The following is a 16873-nucleotide window of genomic DNA, read 5'->3' as shown; positions in this document are numbered from 1 at the left end:
AAAGAGTCCGCCCGTGTCCACTGCCACCAACCAGGCTGCCGCAACCGCCGCCGAAGCGCATTCCTCAGCGCGGATCGCAAGCCTCACCCTTCTCATTGCCGCAGTTGCCGCATTGGAGAGCATTATCGTTCCTGCACTTCCTCTGGTGCAGAGGGAGTTCGGTGTCGATGCGGATGTGGGTGCGCTCGCCTCTGTCGCCCTGACATTGAGCACGGTACTGATCACCCCCATCGCCGGGCGCATCGCAGACATCTACGGAGCCCGCCCCACATTGATCTGGCTCACCGTAGTCGTGGTATTCGGCGGTTCACTGTCGGCCCTCGCCAACGTGTTTCCGCTCTTCGTCGCCGGACAGTTCCTACAAGGATTCGGACTCGGACTCTTACCGGTCAGTTTTGTCGTGCTCCGCACTACGCTGACCCCCGATCGAGTCAAAACCGCGACCGGGTTTCTCGGCGCTGTCGTGGTGGGCGGAGGAGCACTCGGTGTGGTGCTGGCCGGACCGATGGCAGACAAGCTCTCACGCTCGGCGATGTACGCGGTACCCACCGGACTGGTGCTGCTCGGAACCCTCGCCTTCTCCGTCGTGACGCCGAAGAGCGTGACACAGGCCGCAGGAGGACGCGTCGATTGGTTGGGCGCGCTGGGATTGGCAGCCGGGCTCCTGACCATGACCGCTTGGCTCTCGAGTGCCTCGAGCAAGGGGTGGATGGCCCCACCCGCCCTCGCGCTCGCACTAATCACTCTGGCCGTGCTCATGCTGTGGGCCCGGTATCAGCGCCGCACCACCGATCCGATGGTCGATCTGTCCATGATGACACTTCGGCCCATGTGGACCGCAGTGGCGGTGGGTGTGGTCTTCGGATTCACCTACGGCGCAGTGGTGTACCTGATTCCCCAGCAACTCGCCGCGCCGGCTGAGAGCGGATTCGGATTAGGAGCCTCAACGACCACCATCGGACTTCTCCTGTGCGTCGGATACGGGGCAGCGATAGCTGCGTCGGTGATCTCGGGGATTCTCACGAAGTCGCGGGGAACCACCCCGGTGGCTGCCGTCGGTGTCGGGATGTTGGGTGCCAGCGCCGCGCTGGGAGCAGTGTCGACACAGTTGTGGCAGATCGTCCTCGCGCTGATCCTCGCCGGCGTCGGAATAGCCGCCGCGTCGACGGCAGTATTCGTCGTCGCCGCGAACAGCGCCGCGGAGGAGCGCGTAGGAGTGACGACGGCGATAGCAACCATCGCGCGCTCGCTCGGTGCGGCTGTCGGCACTCAGATTGCGGCCGGAATTCTGGCCGGAACCGAACAGATTCAGGGCTATCCGGAGCACGCGGCGTTTTCCTACGCCTTCGCGATTGCAGCTGCCGTGGCGGTGGTGGGACTGGTCGTGACAGCCCTCATGCCTCGCGGGGAGTCCCACTGAACTCGAGTCGACTCGAACTGGCCCTCGAATTCTAGGAGTCGCCGCTGTGACACGGATCGACGTCCAGCCGGAGCCCGTCCGACCCCCAACCCGATCAGGAGTATCAATGTTGAGCACGATGAATGACCTGTCGCTGTCGATTGCGCAGTTGCTGCGGCACGGGAGTACCGTCCATGCGGACGCCGAGGTGGTCACCTGGACCGAGTCCGGTCCGCGGCGTCGTACGTATGCGGAGGTCGGTCGCCGGTGTGCGCAGTTGGCACACGCGCTGCGTGGTCTCGGTGTCACCGGTGACGACCGGGTCGCGACGTTCATGTGGAACAACGCCGAACACCTCGAGGCGTATCTGGCGGTGCCGTCGATGGGCGCGGTGCTGCACACCCTGAACATCCGCCTGTTCCCCGAGCAGCTGATCCACGTGGCCAACCATGCCGAGGATCGGGTGGTCATCGTCGATGCGACGCTGATCCCGCTGCTGGCCCCGCAGTTGGCGCAGATGAAGACCGTCGAGCATGTGATCGTCACCGGCGACTCGACGGCGGGGCTCGAGGCGCCCGAGGGCGTGCAGGTGCACAGCTATGAGGGTCTGATCGCGGATCTGCCGACCGAGTTCGACTGGCCCGAACTCGACGAGCGCTCCGCGGCGGCGATGTGTTACACGTCGGGCACCACGGGTGATCCGAAAGGTGTTGTGTACTCGCATCGTTCGATCTACCTGCACTCGATGCAGGTGTGCATGAGTGATGGCCCGAACCTGGCGCAGGGTGATCGGGCGTTGGCGGTGGTGCCGCAGTTCCATGCGATGTCGTGGGGTCTGCCGTATGCGGCGTTCATGATCGGTGCGTCGTTGATCATGCCGGACCGGTTCCTGCAGCCGGCGCCGTTGGCGGAGTTGATCGCGTCGGAGCGTCCGACGTTCGCGGCGGCGGTGCCGACGATCTGGCAGGGTCTGCACCTGCATCTCGAGCAGCATCCGCAGGACATCTCGTCGATGCGCGAGGTCCTCATCGGTGGCGCGGCGGTCCCGCCGGCCCTGATGCACGCGTTCGAGAACGAGCACCAGGTCTCCGTCCTGCACGCGTGGGGCATGACCGAGACGTCCCCGGTCGGGTCGGTGGGGCGTCCGCCGGCCGATTCCACCGGAGAGGACCGGTGGCGTTACCGGTACATGCAGGGCCGGTTCCCGGCGTCGGTGGAGGCGCGGTTGATCGACGACGACGGTAACCGGGTGCCGCACGACGGCGTCAGTATCGGTGAGCTCGAGGTCCGCGGGCCGTGGATCACGTCGTCGTATTACGGGGTCGAGGCGCCGGACAAGTTCCGTGACGGTTGGCTGCGCACCGGTGACGTCGGGTCGATCACGCCGGACGGTTACCTGAGTCTGTCGGATCGGACGAAGGACATCATCAAGTCGGGTGGCGAGTGGATCTCGTCGGTGGATCTCGAGAATGCGGTGATGGGGCATCCGGCGGTCGCGGAGGCCGCGGTGATCGGTATCCCGGACGAGAAGTGGGACGAGCGTCCGCTGGTCGCGGTGGTGCTGCGGGAGGGCAGCGACACCACCCTCGATCAGGTGCGGGACTTCTTGGCCGACAAGGTCGCCAAGTGGCAGCTGCCGGAGAACTGGGCGGTGATCGGGGAGGTCCCCAAGACCAGCGTCGGCAAGTTCGACAAGAAGCGGCTACGCGCCGACTTCCACGACGGGAACCTCGACATCACCCGGTTGTGACGCGAAGAGCCTTGCGACACAGGAACGATGCTCGGTGATGCCAACAAGCTATGCCCGCTGCGGGAAACTGGCGAACGGTTCCTTGGGCGCGGGCGATCGGCATACTTGGTCGGGCTCGCCACGCTGGTGCCTGCTGGTGAACGTCCCCGTCGCAATCTTCGCGATCGCGGTGACGCTGCCGATCGTCAAGGAGACCAAGGCACACGACGACACCAGCTACGACCTGCCCGGCACCGTCCTGGCCGCAATCGGGCTGGGGTCGCTGGTGTACGGCTTCACCAAGGCCGAGCACGGGTGGCTCGAAACGCAGACGCTGCTCTTCATCGGCATCGGCCTGCTCTCCCTGGCTGCGTTCGTCCTCGTGGAGAAGCGCACCACCAATCCTCTTCTGCCGCTCAGTATTCCGTGGCATCGCGACCGGGGCGCCGCGTTCATCGGATCGGCACTGGTGGGTGCGGCGCTGCTCGGAGGCTCCCTGTATCTCACCTTCTATCTGCAGATCGTGATGGGTCTGAGCCCGGTCATGTCGGGCGTCGGAGCCTTGCCGATGGCGTGCTTCGTCGTGGTGGCATCGGGCATCGCGGCACAGCTCAGCACCCGGATCGGACCTAAGCCGCTGATGGTCGTCGGCCCGATTTTCGCGGCCACCGGCCTGTTCCTCCTGACCCAGATCGGGGTGGACACCTCCTACTGGACGCACGTGTTCCCGGGCTTGGCGACGTTCGGCTTCGGACTAGGCCTGCTGATGGTGCCGATGCAGAATCTGGCACTGCTGCGCGTCCCTAACCACGACGCCGGCGCCGCCAGCGCCCTGGCGAACGCGGCGATGCAGGTCGGCGGAGCGCTCGGCACCGCGCTGTTCACCACGGTGTACGCGTCGGCCAAGGACTCGTTCCAGGCCGACAACCCGGCACCCACGCCGCCGCCCGGCTTCCCGGCCGACGCCATCCCGTCGGACCTATCGAACGCTACGCCGCTGACGCCCGAGCAGATCGCCGCGATGCCGCAGCCCGCCCAGGACTTCGCCGACAAGGTCATGGACTGGGTATTCGGCACCGAGGTATCGGGCTACGTGCACGCGTTCGGCTGGGCGGGTGCTCTCGTCCTGGCTATCAGCCCGCTGGTGATGGTCCTGGTCCGCGCCAAGAAGGGCGACCTGCCCGCCGAGGGCGCAGTCGGGATGCACTGACCGATCCTCAACCCGGGGCAGCCGCCGGGCTCCTTCATTGAACTGCTCCCCGGAAGGTGGACTGAAGAACTCAGTTCCGATTTCCGGGGAGCAGTGTCGTGTGTGCACGAAGGTCGTTGCCCGAGCAGCAGCGCGTTGCACCCGGCAGCGTCGTTCGAGCCGGGTTTGGGTGATACGCGGTCGCGGCAGGGTTGGGGGACGGTCGGTGGACGAGAAGGTCTGCTAGACCACAGACCGAGACCAGAGAAGCGGAGAGCGCGCGAGCGAGGCGGGCGGGCACGACAACGAGCCGCCGCCGCGATAGGTCGACTGGCGCCACGGGAGCTGCCGAGGCCGACGGGCCCGCTATAGCGTGAGGCTGAACTTGTCACCCCTGCTCGGATTGACACGATCTCCCACGACATGAACCCTGCAGAGCGTGCCCGGGTCGATCGCCGCCACAACGCGCGTCAGGCCTACGCGTTCGTCCCTCACGAAGCTCGGCAACCCGACGGGACACGTCGCTACCGAGGCCCCGCGGTTCCTCCGGTGCGTGTTCGATGCGTCAACAACCCCATCTCGATGCGCGCCTCCCACACGAAGCCGACCACCTCATGCAGGCGTGGCGATCCGTGTGGATGCGGCACCACGGTGACTCTGACCGACGAGGACTTTCCGGATCGGCGCATGCCGTTCCAACACGGCAGCCTTGCATGGGAAGCCTCGTACTTCCGCCGGGTCGGCATCGAGAGCCTGTTCGCCGAACTGAAAGCCAACCGGATCGCCGTGCATCGGGGGTACTTTCGAGGCTTCGGTATCCGCCGGTACACACTTCTCACCGGATTCACGCTCGCGGCACTGAACCTGCTCATCCTCCACGACTGGCACAGCAAACGCGGACATCCGGATCCGTGGGGCCGGTACCTCGGCGAACCCGAACCAGCCCGCACCGCCCGCACACCTCGCCGGTCAGTGCGTGTGTGTCGCGTCGCCCCCGCCGCAACGGTCGATGTGATGCGTGGCAGATAGCCGCCCGCCCCGCCAGCGAAATCCACGGATCTCGCCGAGCCTCCCTCGTCCACTCCACGAAACACGGCAGAAGAAGGGCGTCATCGGCTCGGATACCACCACAATTGTCAGGCCGAGAGCGGCCGAACCTGACGCGTGAGACGAGATATAGGCCGGCAATCACCGATGGCACTGCAGAGACCGCGTTGCCGTCCCAATAGGTGAATACAACGGGCATGAATGGGTGAACACCCTGTGGAGCCGATGACGGGAATCGAACCCGCGTATTCAGCTTGGGAAGCTGATGTTCTACCATTGAACTACATCGGCAAGCAGGGCTAATGCCTGCAAGCGGCAACTGTAGCAGAAGGCATCGATCGTGTGTCCGAGGGCGCCCGAGACCGTGTCGCGTAGCGCTTTCGTCGAGGTCCGCGCCGGTCACAATGTCCTCACCGGTAGCCTCTTGCTGTGCTGCTCTCAGATCGTGACATCCGTGCCGAGATTTCCTCCGGACGCCTGGGTATCGACCCGTTCGATCCGGAGACGGTGCAGCCCTCCAGCGTGGACGTTCGACTCGACAGTCTGTTTCGCGTCTTCGACAACACCAAGTACACCCATATCGACCCGGCGCTCCGCCAGGATGAGCTGACGTCGCTGGTCGAGCCAGTGGCCGGCGAGCCGTTCGTACTCCATCCCGGTGAGTTCGTCCTCGGGTCGACGCTCGAGGTGTGCAGCCTGCCCGACGACCTCGCCGGCCGACTCGAAGGCAAGTCGAGCCTCGGACGTCTCGGGCTCCTGACTCACTCCACTGCCGGATTCATCGATCCGGGATTCAGCGGCCACATCACGCTCGAACTCTCGAACGTTGCCAACCTTCCCATCACGCTGTGGCCGGGGATGAAGATCGGCCAGCTGTGTCTGCTGCGGCTCACCAGCGCGGCCGAGAACCCCTACGGCAGCACGGCCGTCGGCTCGAAGTACCAGGGGCAGCGCGGGCCGACGCCGTCGCGGGCGTACCTGAACTTCGCGACGCATCCCAGCTCTCGGGCGCGCTGACCGGCGTGTGACGGCCCTCGTCAATTCTCGATGACGGGCTAGTTGAAGATTCATATAAGGCCAGCTCGCGGCCCATGCCGGTGGTACCCCGACAGCTCTCACGTGTGTTTTGCATCACATTGACAATCGTCGCGACTTCCGGTTTGCGCTGCCTGTGTGCATCGATTCAGTACGTGCCGTTGACCCCTCCGGGGTGGGGCGGTAGGGCGCGGACGTGTCTCGCGGCGTCGATCCGGGGTGAAAAACCGGAGGAATCGACCGTCCGCCGTTCATGGTCTCCGCAGGTCCACTCGGTTACCCGAGAGTAGTACGGGAGTACCGATGACCGTTAAAAGGGTGTTCTCCCCGCTATTTTCGGGTTGGGCCTTTGGCCCCGTCGGGCCGTCGTCGTGGACGCTCGTTCAAATCCCGGAGTGGGTGAATCGGACGAACGCCCAACTCTTTCGGAGTCCCGTTTCAACTTTTGGCGAGCATTGCCTCGTGCTAGAACGATTTCGTACAGCGGAGGGCATCGAGGTTCGAGGCCCGAAGCGCATCTGACTCGGGGGTGAGCGAAAGCTTCTGCGGGATGGAGGATCCCGCAGAACGTAATCGCGAACGCGAGCCGGTGTCGTCGCCTTCGTGCGCCGGGCCGAGGGGACTGAGGCAGGTGACACGGACGGCGGTATTCGGTCTCGAGTACCGCAGTTCGCGCTAGACACAGATCGACCCGTCGGGGGTCATGTCATGTGAATGGTCGATGGAGGTGAAGGCGTGACGGCTTCGCGTTACCTGGAAACAGGTGCGGAAGCGGACGAGGGAGAGGGTGTCCCTCCGCTTCGGGTGGTGAATGAAGCTTCTCTGCAAAACAATTCGCGTAGCCTTTGGCAGCACTGCTATGTGAGCCGACTGCGGATCATCGATTCCGTGGTGGTGGCGGGTGCCGTGGCTGCCGCTCAGATAGCCCGGTTCGGCACCACGCCGGAGGCTGTCAGTGCCGGCATCTCCGGATTCAGCTACACGATGATGTCGGTCGCCCTGGGGGGCCTGTGGCTCGCCATGCTCGCGATCCACCGGACTCGTTCGACGCGTGTGATCGGTGCCGGCGCAGAGGAGTACCGCCGGATCGTCACCGCGACGTTCCAGCTGTTCGGGCTCATTGCGATCCTCGGCCTGCTCCTCCGTGCGGAGATCGCCCGCGGCTATCTCGCAATCGCCTTCCCGCTCGGCCTCGTCGGACTGCTCGCCGGTCGGTGGGTGATGCGCAAGGTCGTCACGTACCGACGCGCCAAGGGCGACTGCCACACCTCGGTGCTCGTGGTGGGAAACCGTCAGTCGGTGCTGACGATGACCCGCAACTTCGAGCGCGACTCGGCGTCCGGCTACCGCGTCGTCGGTGTCTGCCTGCCGGGATACGGCTACCGCGAGGACGAGCACGTCGTGGTCGACGGACGCGAGATCCCGGTCCTCGGAAACGAGTACGACGTGATCGGCGCCCTCGGCGCCTGCGGCGCAGACACGGTGGTCGTGACCGCGACGGAGCAGCTGGGACACGACGGAATTCGCGGCCTCGTCTGGGATCTCGAACCCCACAACGTCGATCTCGTCGTCGCGCCGGGTGTCGTGGACGTCGCCGGCCCGCGTCTGGTGATGCGCCCGGTGGCCGGATTCCCCCTCATCCATGTCGAGAAGCCGCGCTACCACGGTGCGAAGCGCTTCGGGAAGACGGCCTTCGACACGTGCTTCGCGCTCGCCGCCCTCATCGCGGTGTCGCCGGTGATGCTCGTGGCCGCGATCGCGGTCAAGGCGACCAGCAAGGGCTCGGTCCTCTACAAGTCCGAGCGAATCGGTATCAACGGCAAGCCGTTCCCGATGCTCAAGTTCCGCACCATGGTCGACGGCGCCGACAAGCAGGTCGCCGCGCTGCTCGGTCAGAACGAAGGCGCGGGCGTCCTGTTCAAGATGAAGGACGACCCCCGCATCACTCCGGTCGGGAAGTTCCTGCGCAAGTACAGCCTCGACGAGTTGCCGCAGTTCGTGAACGTCCTGCGGCGTGAGATGAGCGTGGTCGGCCCGCGTCCGCCGCTGCGACGCGAGGTCGAGGCGTACGACGGCACCGTCCGGCGACGCATGCTGGTCAAGCCCGGTCTCACCGGCCTCTGGCAGGTCAGTGGTCGCAGCGACCTCTCGTGGGACGAGACTGTGCGACTTGACCTTTCGTACGTCGAGAACTGGTCGATGATGCAGGACATCCTCATCGTCGGCAAGACCGTCCGCGCCGTCACCGCCGGCAGCGGAGCCTACTGACCGTCGCGCACCGCGACGTCGACCACCTGATCCATACGACGCATGACAACCTGCACCCGTCGGTGCGGGAGTTCGGCGACCCCGAGTTTCGAAGATGAGGCAGATCAATGAGTTCATCCATTGCGGTATTCGGTACCGGATACCTGGGCGCGACACACGCCGCGTGCATGGCGGAGCTCGGCCACCAGGTTCTGGGCGTGGACGTCGATGAGTCGAAGCTCGCCAAGCTTGCTGCCGGTGAGGTTCCGTTCTACGAACCCGGCCTCGATGAGGTCCTGCAGCGCAACATCGCCGCGGGCCGGCTTCGCTTCACGTCGTCCTACGAGGAGGCCGCGGAGTTCGCGGACATCCATTTCATCGGCGTCGGCACTCCCCAGAAGAAGGGCGAGTTCGCCGCGGACCTGACGTACGTCGACGCGGTGATCGAGCGGCTCGCACCGCTTCTCACCCGGCCGGCAGTGATCTTCGGCAAGTCGACCGTTCCGGTGGGTACCGCCGAGCGCCTGGGGGCGCGGGCGCGGGCACTCGCGCCGGCCAGTGACGACCTCGAAGTCGCCTGGAACCCGGAGTTCCTGAGGGAGGGCTTCGCGGTCCAAGACACCTTGCATCCGGATCGCCTCGTGCTCGGTGTGGATCGCGATCGGCCTGGGCGTGCCGAGGAGGTGGCCCGTGAGGTCTACGCGCGTCTCCTGGAAGAGGAGATCCCCTTCCTGGTCACCGATCTCGCGACCGCGGAGCTGGTGAAGACCTCTGCGAATGCCTTTCTGGCCACGAAGATCTCGTTCATCAACGCGATGGCCGAGGTCTGCGAGGCGGCGGGCGCAGACGTCACGACGCTGGCGGACGCGATCGGTCACGACGCCCGGATCGGTCGTCGGTTTCTGAACGCGGGTGTGGGATTCGGGGGCGGTTGCCTGCCGAAGGACATCCGTGCCTTCATGGCCCGGGCCGGTGAACTCGGCGCGGATCAGGCGCTGACGTTCCTGCGCGAGGTGGACGCCATCAACATGCGCCGCCGCGCCCGCATGGTCGAGATGGCTCGGGAAGCCTGTGGGGGAACGCTTCTCGGTACGCGGGTCGCGGTCTTGGGTGCGGCCTTCAAGCCCGAATCGGACGACGTGCGTGACTCGCCGGCCCTCAACGTCGCCGGGCAGATCCAGCTTCAGGGCGCGACCGTGACTGTGTACGACCCCAAGGCGATGGATAACTCCCGTCGGCTCTTCCCGACCCTCGGATACGCGACCAGCGTGGCCGAGGCGGTCGAAGGGGCAGACGTCGTGCTCGTCCTCACGGAGTGGGAGGAGTTCCGTGAGATGCGGCCGGCGAAGTTGGCTGCGCGGGTACGCCAGCAGAGCATCATCGACGGCCGAAACTGCATGCGGCCGGACGAGTGGCGCGACGCCGGGTGGGCCTACCGGGGTATGGGTCGATGCTGACGTCGCATCGGCAGCTCGACTCCGGGTCCGCTGGTGCCGAGGTGTGGCCCGAGCCGGACCGAGGGAAGTGACCACCATGCAGATCGAACGTCAGCGCACACAGAGCCGACCGGATGTACTGCACGTGTCAGAGGCCTATGGCGGTGGCGTCCAGACCGCCATCAGCCGGTATATCGAGAACTCGCCAGGATTTCGTCACGAACTGGTCGTGCGAATGCGGCAGGCACATGACGTCGGCGAGCTCCCGGACGTCGAGATCACTCGACTCGAGGGATCGATGGCGAAGTTCATCTCCTCGGCACGGCGAGTGATCCGAGAGAAGCAGCCGAAGGTGGTGCACCTGCATTCGAGCTTTGCAGGGGCTCTTCGGGTATTCAGCTTTCCCGGAGTGAAGGTGGTGTACACGCCGCATTCCTATTCATTTCTTCGAGGCGACATCAGTCCGCTCGTCCGTGCGGGCTATCTCGGCACGGAATACCTCCTCAGTCGCGGTCCGCACACGATTGCCGCCATCAGCCCACACGAAGCCGCTACCGCGGCCCGTCTGGTCTCAGGTCGCGCTGCCGTGACGTACCTGCCGAACGTTGCCGGTGAAACGTCGCTGTCCGTTCCGACCTGCGAGAAGCAGAAGTCGGCACGGACGCGCGTGGTGACAGTCGGGCGGATTTCGGCGCAGAAGGACCCGTCTTTCCTTGCACGCGTCGTCGAGCGTGTCGAAGATCCGTCGGTCGAGTGGACGTGGATCGGCGATGGTGAAGCGTCTCTCAAGCAGGAATTGATCGATGCCGGCGTATCGGTTACCGGGTGGCTGTCGAACGGCGAGGCGCTCGCGCGAATGGCAGAGGCGGATCTCTACTTTCATCCTGCTCGTTGGGAAGGCGCACCGATGACGCTGCTCGAGGCAGTTTCGCTCGGAACTCCTGTGCTCACCCGGAAGATCGCAACACTCGACGGGCTTGGATTCGCGTCCGCGGGCTGCGGTGCCGAGGACGCAGCGAGAAGTGTCCTGCGTTTCGCGCACGATGCGGACTATCGAGCGTCGGTCCAGCGGACCGCGGCGCGGTCACTCGACATCCATTCGTCGAGTGTCCAGGGTCGGGCTCTCACGCACTTGTACCTAGTCTCTCCGGAGGAGGCAGCATGAAGGTTCTCATGCCCGGCCGCATACTCGAGCGGCATGTCGGTGGAAATACCACGTACGCACGCACACTGGCTTCGGGGCTACGTGACCGAGGTATCGAAGTCTCGTCGATGCGATATGTGGACAATCCCGTCGGGACGCTTGCTCTCGAGACGGCTCAAGCATTGGCGCGCCCGGTCCGCGACCAGGTTCTCCACTACGTGGCGGACACGGGGCCTCTGATCTCGACCCGTTCTCCTTCGGTCGTGACGGTTCACGGCGTGGCAAGCAAGTGGGTCGAGGGTGTACGCAAGCCCAACGCCGAACGGGTTTGGCGCGCACGGGTTGGTGCGGCGATCAGCCGAACGGACCGGGTCATCACGGTCTCGGAGTCCAGCGCCGACGACATCGCCGATGTCTTCGGTGTGGACCGGGAGTCGATCTCGGTGATCCTTCACGGAATCGACTGTGCGAAGTTCGCACGGCCGCGGACGCTGTCGGAGGAGATTCGCGGGAAGGTGCCCTCCGAATTCCTCCTCTACGTGGGCAACATCGAACCACGCAAGAACCTGGTGGAACTGGTCGAGGCCATGTCGTGCGGGCCGCTGGCGGACGCGGGACTTCCGTTGCTGATCGCAGGAAAGCCAGCCTGGGACGCGGAAGAATCGATGGCGGCGATCAATGCCAGCCGCACCGTTCGCTACCTCGGCTTCATCTCGGAGGACGACAAGATCGCTTTGATGCAGGCCTGCACCGCCTTCGTGTTCCCGAGTAAATACGAGGGGTTCGGGTTCCCAGTGCTCGAAGCAATGGCGGCGGGAGCTCCGGTCGTCACCTCGCAGCGCGGAGCCCTCCGTGAGGTTGCGGGACCGGCGATGGTCACCGCGGACATCGATCGCGATTCGATCGCTGCCGCGGTTCGGGATGCACTAGCTGACGACGAGTGGCAGACGAGCGCCCCAGATCGTGGGCGAACGTGGGCCGCGACCTTCTCGTGGGACAAGAGCGTCGAAGCACATGTCGAGGTCTACAGATCGGTGGTGGACAAGTGAAGGTTGCTCTGCTTCACGGCTACAGCGCATCGAATGCCGGAGACGGACTGCTGGTCGAGGAATCACTCGAGATCGTCCGTGAGGCGTTGGGAAGCGACGTCGAGTTCGTCCTTGCGGCGTCGCATCCGGAGACGTTCGAGTACCTCGGAATCACCACCGTCAACTCGGCGCCTGGAAAGCGCGGCTACGACCGCGCCTACCTCAACCTGTTGCGCGGGCTCGACGATCTCGACCTGGTCGTCGGCGTCGGCGGCGGCTACCTACGCGCGGGATACCTGGAAGAGGCCGCCAAGATGGCGCTGGTCCACGGCCCGCAGCTTCTGGCAGCCGCGCGAACGTCGACACCGACCGTCTACCTTCCCCAGAGCGTGGGACCGGCGAAGTCGTTCACGTACAAGATGATCGGACAGGGCGTCAGCAAGGTCCGGCGGTTCTACGTACGCGACGACCGAAGCCTCGCCGAGTACGGTCCGTACGGCGCGGTACGCGCTTCCGATCTCGCGATCCTCGGTGCCGATGCCGAACTCGGAGATTCGCCGCCGGCGCCCGTTCCGGTCGTGAGCGCGCGGCCGGTGCGTGGTGTCGTGCCTCCACTCGTCCTCGATCTCTGCCGACAGATCGGCACCTTCGAGGGTTACGTTCAGAGCGAGACGGGCGGCAACGACGATCGCGCCGCCATGAACTCGATCGGCGCGACGCGGATCCTCACTCGCAGCGAGCTGATGGCCCCCGGTTCCGAGACCCGCGTCGTTGTCGCCGTACGCCTGCACGCTGCCCTGATGGCCCTGCGTGCAGGTCATTTCGTGATTCACCTGGCATACGAGCGCAAGGGTTTCGGGGCGTTCGAGGACCTGGGGATCTCGGACTATGTCCACAACGTCAATATGTTCGAGCCCGAGCGGATCCTCAGACAGATCGACGAATTGATCTCGGATCCGGAGGTACGGGACGACTACCGTCAGCGGCAGCAGCGCGCGCTGGAATCCGCCAGCGTGGGGCGCGACGCGCTCGTGAACGATATTCGCGAACTGGCGAGGAGTGGCGCGCGGCCCGACGGCTTCGAGATGACGGCGCTGGGATGAGCGGGGGACACGAGTCGGGGATCTCGCGCCCGAGTGTATTCGTCTGGGCCACCGGTCAAGACGAGAACATCGGAGACTCCCTACTACGGCGTGCGTACATCGCGAGCCTGCGGGAGTACGGCGATGTGCACCCGTGGACGGGACGAGCAAGCGGCGAGTTTCTCGCCGGCTTGGGACTGTCGGCGTCGGAGCGAACATTTCGGAGTTACGCCGAATGGTATTCGGCTGCGCTGCGCTCGGGCCTGACCAGGCCGACCGTGGTGGCAGTGAACGCTGGGGAGGTCCCGGTGTCCCGGAAGGGGGCACTGCGAATGCTCACGCTCGCGGTGCTCATCCTGTGGACCCGAATCCGCGGTGGCAAGGGAGTCTGGGTCGGGGCGGGTGTGCCGCGGCAGGGCGGACGGAAGCTCTTGGCGTGGCCGTACGTACTGGTCGCGAGTCTCTGCGAGTACGTGCGGTTCAGGGACAGCGAATCTCGATCCGTTGTCGCCGCTGCCGGCGGCGTGGCACCCGATTGGGCATTTGCGCTCGGCACCGCAACCAGCGAGTGGAAGCCGAGGGGCGATCGTTCGTTGCTGGCCGTCGTGATCCGCGGGGATCGCGAACGTCCTTCCGCCGAATGGATCTCATGGATCAAGGCGACCGCCGACCTGCACGGTCTTGCACCGATCGTCGTGGTCCAGGTGCGTCGCGACGCGGCGATGGCTGACTGGTTGGCCGGCGAGATCGGCGGTTCGGTGTCCGCTTGGGTCGACGGCGATCATTGGGCGCGCGAGACCGAGGTGCGGAGAATCTACGCCGAGAGTGCACTGGTGGTTGGCGACAGGCTCCACGGACTCATCGTCGGGGCCACCGAGGGCGCACTGCCGCTCGGCTGGGTCGAGACATCGAAGGGAAAGGTTCGGCTTCACTTCGATACCGTGGGCCTGGGATGGCCTGGGGGAGGAGAAGGACGTCCTCCGAAGGATTACGACGCATTGACTGGCGCTGACATGGACTCCATGCGCCACAGTCTGATCGAAGCGGTGGATAGTGCACGCATACGGCTGGACTCGGTCGGCCGAGAGATGGTCGGCTGCGCGAGATGACGGCGGGACCGAAGGACGCAGTCGACGACCGCCCGGACGAGTCTGCTCCGCTGGCGTCCGCCGCTGCCCGAGGCGCGTCGTACACGATCGCCGGGCAGCTGGTGCGGATCATCGTAATGTTCTCGGGCACAGTCGTGCTCGCGCGAATGTTGAGCCCGGAGGACTTCGGGCTCGTCGCCATCGTCGCGTCTCTGGTCGCTTTCGGCGAACTGGCGCGGGACTTCGGTCTGTCGACGGCCGCCGCGCGCGAGAAGGACCTCTCGAAGGCCCAGCAGTCGAACCTGTTCTGGATCAACACAGCGCTCGGTCTTCTACTGGCGTTGATCACGTACGCTGTTGCGCCGCTAGTTTCGTCCGTGTTCTCGGATGATGCCCTCACCGACATCGTCAGGTGGACATCGGCGGTCTTCCTACTCAACGGTGCGGCTACGCAGTTTCGTGCCGAGTTGAACCGTCGTCTCGACTTCAAGATGCTCGCACTCGTGGATACGCTTCCGGTGATAGTGGGCCTGGCGTCGGCCGTCGGCTACGTACTCTGCGTGAACGCCGACTACTGGGCACTCGTCTGCCAGCAGTTGGTAACTGCGGCGTCGGGTCTGATCCTGGCGATGGCCGCGGCGAGATGGATACCCGGGCTGCCGAATAGAAATGGATCGGTTCGAAGCCTGTTGTCCTTCGGGATCGGGCTGTTCGGCACTCAAGGAATCGCCTACTTCACACGGAATGTGGACAATCTCTCCCTCGGATACTTCTGGGGGCCGGCCGAACTCGGAATGTACAGTCGCGCGTACCAACTGTTGATGGTACCCATCAACCAGATATCGGCACCGCTCACCCGGGTTGCGGTTCCGATCCTCACGCGGGTCGCGGATCAGCGGGAGAGGTTCAATTCCTTTCTGAAGACCGGCCAGTTGATGGGCGGAGTGGTGCTCGGGGTCGGATACGGCATCCTGTTCGGCCTGGCGGAACCCATCGTGAATATCGTGTTCGGTGATGCCTGGGGACCGATGGTGCCGATATTCCAGGCCCTGACGGTCGGCGGCATCTTCCGGGCCCTCAACCAAGTGACCTTCTGGGTCTTCCTGGCGAAAGGGGCCACCGGTGCGCAGTTCCGGTTCTATCTGGTTTCCCAACCGCTGATCATCGTGTCGATGCTGGCCGGACTGCCGTGGGGTGCGCTCGGAGTGGCCGTCGGTCACTCGGTGGGGTACGGCATCAACTGGATGATCTCGTACTGGTGGTGCGGACGCGCGACGGGAACAGAGATGGGTGGGCTGTTCCGCGCCGGCCTGAAGGGAATCGTACTGTTCGCGGTCCCGGTCGGATTGATCGGACAGGCTGCGGTCCTGGTGGTTCCGAGCCCGGTGGCCGCAATCGGAATCGGATTGGCCCTGATGGGTGTCTACTTCGCGCTTCTCTGGCTTTCGTCGGGGTTTGCGCGCGAGACCTTCCGCACCGGCGCCGGAGCGGTGCAGAAGGTTCTCGTCAAGCGGACGGTTCCGGCGCGCTAGTCGCGTGGCGTATCAGTTCCGAGACCAGGGCTTGGACAGCAGCTTTCGGCTTGCGTAGACCGGGTCGGCGAGAAACCACTCACCCAACCGCGCTGCCGTGGCCACCCTGTTCCCGGACGCCCATTCTGCGCGCGCCCGCCGCGCGGAGGCGGCCATTCTGATCCGTCGGTCGGACATGCGGTCGATCTCGATGCCCAGGTGACGGGCATAGTGATCCCGAATCTGCTCCTTCGCCTCGATGGCGGAAGTTGCCGACCGCACGGACTTCCCTCCGGCGAGGCTGTAGCGGCACGACGCCTCGTCTCGCACGGCGATACCACCCACGAGGGACAGTCGGATGAGGAGTTCGTAATCTTCCGCGAATCGCGGGGTGAGTGCGGCGGGCGGGGCGGACTTCGACTGGACGTAGGATTCGCGTCGCACCACGGCAGCACACGGAGGCCAGGGTCCGAATCCGTTGACCAGCAACGACTCCGTGTCCACCGGACTGTACCGGACGGGGAACGGTCGTTCCGTTCCGCCGTCGGTCACTCCGATTACGGTGCCGGCGGAAACCGCGAGCGAGGGGTTCTCCTCGAGGATCTGGACCGAGTGCTGCACCGCAGTGGAGATGAGCTCGTCGTCCGAGTCGAGGAAGATCAAGTACTTGCTCGTGGCATGCTCGGCACCGTTCGCGCGTGCTTTCGCGGCCCCGGAGTTCTCCTGGCGGATGCAGACGGCACCGGCGGACTCGGCACGGGCCCCCGTGTCGTCGTCGGAACCGTCGTCGACGACGATCACCGTTCCGGCCCCGGCTGCGAGTGCCGATCCGACCGCCCGCTCGATCGTGCTTTCGGCGCGGAAGGCCGGGATGATGACAGTGAGGTCTGACGGCGGGCGGATATCGCTCATGATCGGATTTCTTCCTTGGAGTTCCA

Annotated in this window: 13 protein-coding genes and 1 tRNA gene; 12 read left to right on the top strand and 2 right to left on the bottom strand. The window is 65.1% G+C overall.

The window, feature by feature from the left end; all coding sequences use genetic code 11:
• The first annotated feature begins 13 nt into the window (after nucleotides 1-13).
• The 4 genes from ACQ5DX_RS19760 (at nucleotide 14) to ACQ5DX_RS19745 (ending at nucleotide 5346) form a co-directional block, all read left to right on the top strand.
• The gene (locus ACQ5DX_RS19760) at nucleotides 14-1420 is read left to right on the top strand and encodes an MFS transporter (RefSeq protein WP_430334178.1); all 1407 of its coding nucleotides are present in this window, start codon (nucleotides 14-16) and stop codon (nucleotides 1418-1420) included.
• Nucleotides 1421-1526: 106 nt separating this feature from the next.
• Nucleotides 1527-3149 carry a long-chain fatty acid--CoA ligase gene (locus ACQ5DX_RS19755; RefSeq protein WP_430334177.1) on the top strand — a complete coding sequence of 541 codons (1623 nt, stop codon included), beginning with the start codon at nucleotides 1527-1529 and terminating at the stop codon, nucleotides 3147-3149.
• Between the two features lie 37 nt (nucleotides 3150-3186).
• The gene (locus ACQ5DX_RS19750; protein ID WP_430334176.1) at nucleotides 3187-4338 is read left to right on the top strand and encodes an MFS transporter; all 1152 of its coding nucleotides are present in this window, start codon (nucleotides 3187-3189) and stop codon (nucleotides 4336-4338) included.
• Nucleotides 4339-4968: 630 nt separating this feature from the next.
• On the top strand, nucleotides 4969-5346 hold the full coding sequence (locus ACQ5DX_RS19745) for a hypothetical protein (protein ID WP_430334175.1): 378 nt from the start codon (nucleotides 4969-4971) through the stop codon (nucleotides 5344-5346).
• 235 nt (nucleotides 5347-5581) lie between these two features.
• On the opposite strand, the gene ACQ5DX_RS19740 is transcribed toward ACQ5DX_RS19745, so the two are convergent.
• Nucleotides 5582-5655: transfer RNA gene (locus ACQ5DX_RS19740), tRNA-Gly, on the bottom strand.
• A 138-nt stretch (nucleotides 5656-5793) separates the two neighbouring features.
• Between ACQ5DX_RS19740 and dcd the strand changes: the two genes are divergently transcribed.
• The 8 genes from dcd (at nucleotide 5794) to ACQ5DX_RS19700 (ending at nucleotide 15956) form a co-directional block, all read left to right on the top strand.
• A complete protein-coding gene (dcd, locus tag ACQ5DX_RS19735) occupies nucleotides 5794-6381 on the top strand; it encodes a dCTP deaminase (RefSeq protein ID WP_430334174.1) in 588 nt (195 codons plus the stop codon).
• A gap of 732 nt (nucleotides 6382-7113) precedes the next feature.
• Nucleotides 7114-8667, top strand: a complete 1554-nt coding sequence (locus ACQ5DX_RS19730) for a sugar transferase (RefSeq protein WP_430334173.1) — start codon at nucleotides 7114-7116, stop codon at nucleotides 8665-8667.
• A 107-nt stretch (nucleotides 8668-8774) separates the two neighbouring features.
• Nucleotides 8775-10103, top strand: coding sequence for a UDP-glucose dehydrogenase family protein (locus ACQ5DX_RS19725; RefSeq protein ID WP_430334172.1), 1329 nt, complete (start codon nucleotides 8775-8777; stop codon nucleotides 10101-10103).
• Nucleotides 10104-10179: 76 nt separating this feature from the next.
• The gene (locus ACQ5DX_RS19720) at nucleotides 10180-11247 is read left to right on the top strand and encodes a glycosyltransferase family 4 protein (protein ID WP_430335752.1); all 1068 of its coding nucleotides are present in this window, start codon (nucleotides 10180-10182) and stop codon (nucleotides 11245-11247) included.
• A gap of 161 nt (nucleotides 11248-11408) precedes the next feature.
• Nucleotides 11409-12275, top strand: a complete 867-nt coding sequence (locus tag ACQ5DX_RS19715) for a glycosyltransferase family 4 protein (protein ID WP_430335751.1) — start codon at nucleotides 11409-11411, stop codon at nucleotides 12273-12275.
• Nucleotides 12272-13357 (top strand): polysaccharide pyruvyl transferase family protein, encoded by a 1086-nt coding sequence (locus ACQ5DX_RS19710; RefSeq protein WP_430334171.1) that lies wholly within the window; start codon nucleotides 12272-12274, stop codon nucleotides 13355-13357. The genes ACQ5DX_RS19715 and ACQ5DX_RS19710 overlap by 4 nt, the downstream gene beginning before the upstream one ends.
• Nucleotides 13358-13668: 311 nt before the next feature.
• Nucleotides 13669-14445, top strand: a complete 777-nt coding sequence (locus ACQ5DX_RS19705) for a hypothetical protein (protein ID WP_430334170.1) — start codon at nucleotides 13669-13671, stop codon at nucleotides 14443-14445.
• Nucleotides 14442-15956 (top strand): lipopolysaccharide biosynthesis protein, encoded by a 1515-nt coding sequence (locus ACQ5DX_RS19700; RefSeq protein ID WP_430334169.1) that lies wholly within the window; start codon nucleotides 14442-14444, stop codon nucleotides 15954-15956. The genes ACQ5DX_RS19705 and ACQ5DX_RS19700 overlap by 4 nt, the downstream gene beginning before the upstream one ends.
• A 12-nt stretch (nucleotides 15957-15968) precedes the next feature.
• Here ACQ5DX_RS19700 and ACQ5DX_RS19695 read toward each other — a convergent pair whose 3' ends face one another.
• The gene (locus ACQ5DX_RS19695; protein WP_430334168.1) at nucleotides 15969-16847 is read right to left on the bottom strand and encodes a glycosyltransferase family 2 protein; all 879 of its coding nucleotides are present in this window, start codon (nucleotides 16845-16847) and stop codon (nucleotides 15969-15971) included.
• Nucleotides 16848-16873: the final 26 nt, after the last annotated feature.

This window comes from Rhodococcus sp. ACT016, from assembly GCF_050477185.1.
GTDB lineage: Bacteria > Actinomycetota > Actinomycetes > Mycobacteriales > Mycobacteriaceae > Prescottella.
The sequence above is the reverse complement of the archived record's forward strand: the minus strand, read 5'-3'. Positions and strand labels throughout refer to the sequence as shown.

Bases quoted from the DNA above. Each gene is read 5' to 3' on its own strand.
- ACQ5DX_RS19755 (WP_430334177.1), top strand. From the start codon at position 1,527: ATGTTGAGCACGATGAATGACCTGTCGCTGTCGATTGCGCAGTTGCTG.
- ACQ5DX_RS19750 (WP_430334176.1), top strand. From the start codon at position 3,187: ATGCCAACAAGCTATGCCCGCTGCGGGAAACTGGCGAACGGTTCCTTG.
- ACQ5DX_RS19730 (WP_430334173.1), top strand. From the start codon at position 7,114: ATGGTCGATGGAGGTGAAGGCGTGACGGCTTCGCGTTACCTGGAAACA.
- ACQ5DX_RS19725 (WP_430334172.1), top strand. From the start codon at position 8,775: ATGAGTTCATCCATTGCGGTATTCGGTACCGGATACCTGGGCGCGACA.
- ACQ5DX_RS19720 (WP_430335752.1), top strand. From the start codon at position 10,180: ATGCAGATCGAACGTCAGCGCACACAGAGCCGACCGGATGTACTGCAC.
- ACQ5DX_RS19705 (WP_430334170.1), top strand. From the start codon at position 13,669: ATGCTCACGCTCGCGGTGCTCATCCTGTGGACCCGAATCCGCGGTGGC.
- ACQ5DX_RS19700 (WP_430334169.1), top strand. From the start codon at position 14,442: ATGACGGCGGGACCGAAGGACGCAGTCGACGACCGCCCGGACGAGTCT.
- ACQ5DX_RS19695 (WP_430334168.1), bottom strand. From the start codon at position 16,847: ATGAGCGATATCCGCCCGCCGTCAGACCTCACTGTCATCATCCCGGCC.